Source organism: Vibrio sp. V43_P6S15P86, from assembly GCF_009904725.1.
In the GTDB taxonomy this organism is placed as follows: Bacteria; Pseudomonadota; Gammaproteobacteria; order Enterobacterales; family Vibrionaceae; genus Vibrio; species Vibrio diabolicus.
In genome coordinates this window covers 1-2,749 of sequence record NZ_WXWT01000060.1, presented here as the reverse complement: position 1 = coordinate 2,749, position 2,749 = coordinate 1, and the positions used below count along the sequence as shown (strand labels likewise).

At 40.6% G+C, this 2,749-nt stretch carries 3 protein-coding genes; all 3 read right to left on the bottom strand.

All coding sequences use genetic code 11. The features are described from left to right. Positions 1-51: 51 nt before the first annotated feature. Positions 52-648 (bottom strand): type I-F CRISPR-associated endoribonuclease Cas6/Csy4, encoded by a 597-nt coding sequence (gene cas6f / locus CAG69_RS02660; RefSeq protein WP_047102591.1) that lies wholly within the window; start codon positions 646-648, stop codon positions 52-54. 3 nt (positions 649-651) lie between these two features. Then, positions 652-1,695: a type I-F CRISPR-associated protein Csy3 gene (csy3, locus tag CAG69_RS02655; protein WP_161442617.1), complete on the bottom strand. Its 1,044-nt coding sequence runs from the start codon at positions 1,693-1,695 to the stop codon at positions 652-654. After that, positions 1,682-2,749: type I-F CRISPR-associated protein Csy2 (locus CAG69_RS02650; RefSeq protein ID WP_272925876.1), on the bottom strand; the 1,068-nt coding region annotated here is incomplete at its 5' end. The genes CAG69_RS02650 and csy3, both read right to left, overlap by 14 nt.

Below are 2,749 nucleotides of genomic sequence, written 5' to 3'. Positions count from 1 at the left end.
ACATTATAGGCTGTAAAATCAATAGGTTATGAAGATGGTGTAGATGTAAGGTTAAATCAATGGAACAACCTGCAATGAATTATCGGTATTGCCTAGCCCATAGCTGCTAAATGTTCCAGTACCTACAGTTCCTGACCTTTCCTTCATTTGTATGTTCAGTCGGAACTTATTGCCACTGCTGCTATCTTCTTCCAGTGAGTGGTAGCTTTGGAATGCATGACTAGTGGTTTTGGAATAAGCTATAGGGTCAAATATTTCGCCACGTTCTAAAGCTCTTCGCTCAAGTCGTTTTAACTCCCTCGCTCGGCCCGCAGATGTTCCTTTATCTATAGAGTGTGCACGTTTAAATAGAACATAAGAACAATCGTCTGGGACAGTTTGTGTTGTGGAAATGCTAAAGTAACCAAGTTTTGTCATTTGTACGAAATACCTTCGTGATATCAGAAAATCCAATTCCATTTTATTGGTACTAACAAAGGTGATTTTACGTCCCACCGTTTCTTGGCCCCAGAGTGGGAACGAGACGCCAATGGATCTCGTTTCGTACTTGTAATTAAAACGATGTAATTCCTTGATACATTTAGCTGCGATTGCTTCATTGTTTCGATATTCAGGTAAAAATGTGATGGTTCTATAGTACCAATCCATGGTTTAGGTTCCTTTCCGTTGAAGTAACCCGCCTTTTATCAAGTTTGCAACGATAAAATGCAGGTCATTAATCATTTCATCTGGCAATACATCTGTAGCCTGAAGTTGTTCGAGGTATTGATCGGCTTTTTCCAAAAGTGTGAATAAATCTTTCCCGGTGTTTGGGTGACGATAACAATAAACGTCATCTTTATGTGCACCATAGTGGCTGATACGTATTGGTTTGTCCGCATCCGGATACCAGTCGTCAATCGTGGCTATTGCCGCTCCAGTTTTATAACAACCGAGTATAGGACTACTCTCTCCATCTACGTCAGTGGATTGATAGATGCGGTTTTTTTCACCTTTGACAGAGTCTTTGAATACTTGACTAGGATAGATTGGAGCGTTTGTTCCTAAACGAAATGTAGCGCTGACTTCGAAAATACAGAGCCCATTCGGTTGGGAAAAAGCGTCAGTGATTAACTTGATTAGCTTATCCCAGTCTTTATGAGCTCTGAAGTGGTTAGTGCCAGCATAATTTTTTCGGATGTCATGGAATGGGCTAATGGCTTTTTCGTCTTCCCATGGCCATGGTTTTATACCGATTGATGTCGAATATGTACATTCGTTATTTCTCCAAAGCCATCTACCATTACAAATATTCTCGAGGAACCTATTGGCGAGTTCTTCCCAACCCACTTTTTCCTCATATAGCTTAATCAATTGAACTAGGGTTCGTTTTACTTCTGGATCGGAACACTTAAATGGTTTACGAAGACTCGAAGCAAATGAAACAGAAAATTCGCATTCGATACTCTCGGCTCCGTAAGGTACACAGCAAAAGTCGATTTCGTGCGCGTTGCCATGGGCTAGGGAGTGTGCCGTTGCGTCCATGTCAATTTGGCCATCATCTTTGTATGCAGACTTGGAGCCTTCTTTCATACCTAACGCTACACGGCTAGTATATGGGAGTGGTGTCTTTCTTCCATCTGGCCAGTTAACAAGGAAAATGACATCAGAAGGTTCAATAGATTTCATATAAGACAAGCTATTAGGAAGTTTCATCGGATACGCTCCTAGGAAGTAAAATCGGACCTTGCTTCGAATAGTGATATTGCCAAAAGTATTGGCTGGGGTTTGTATTTTTACTTATTGCTAAAAGTTTTATGATACCAAGTATGGTTTCGACGAAAGCATGTTTGTACCCGTGTAGTGAGCCACGTTTTTCACATGGGGTTTCTAATAGTTGATAACCAATGCAGCTGACGGTTTGTAATCTGTTATTTTTTAACTCGTCAATCACATCTTGAATACTGTTTAAGGTCACTTCGTTATTTAGGCTAAGCCATCTACCTGTTTCAACGGGTATCGCTTTGATTGCATCAGCCAAACTCAAACATCGGCCTAAGTGTTTTATATCGGATATAGAAACTGTCACTTTCCCTCTTGCTATTCTTCCCGGTAATAAGCGTATGAAATCGCGTGGTATTAGCTGAGAATAATGACTGCAACGAAGAATCAGGCTTACTGCAACGTCACACTGCCAATCGTCTCGTGTTGCAGGTGCTGTAATTTGTCCTTTTGTGTTTGGTACCCATTCTCTTATTAATCCGCGGTTTTCCACATGAATGTTGTGAATGCATACGGCGAAACTTTCAATTTTAAAGTTAGGATTAGCTGTTTGTACATTTCTCTGGAAAGCGTGTACGAATCCATAAAACGCCATCATAGAAGGTATTCCAATACTCACACACGTATTCATGGCTGATGCACCAGAGATTCTAAGATTTGGTAGCAGCAAGTATTTGTCGTCATTTCCCTCGCATTTTGGAGCATCTTGAGGCGGTGAATGAATGATTGAACCTATACAGTTGTAGATCAACTGAGTTAGCAGGGGATCATAAGCATAGCGATTTGCAAACTTGGTTTTGGCTAAATCGACATTGAAGCGTTCTGTTAATTTCCTTATATCTAACTTTTCTTCGTGCGTGGGAGTGGTACGCAGCCATTGGGAAAGCATTATTTTAATGTCTTCAATGATTGATTTTTTTCTAAGTGCCAGTTTATTTGGTGATATTACCCATACGGAAGACTCTGTGTAGTCTCGTATAGCTCTGAC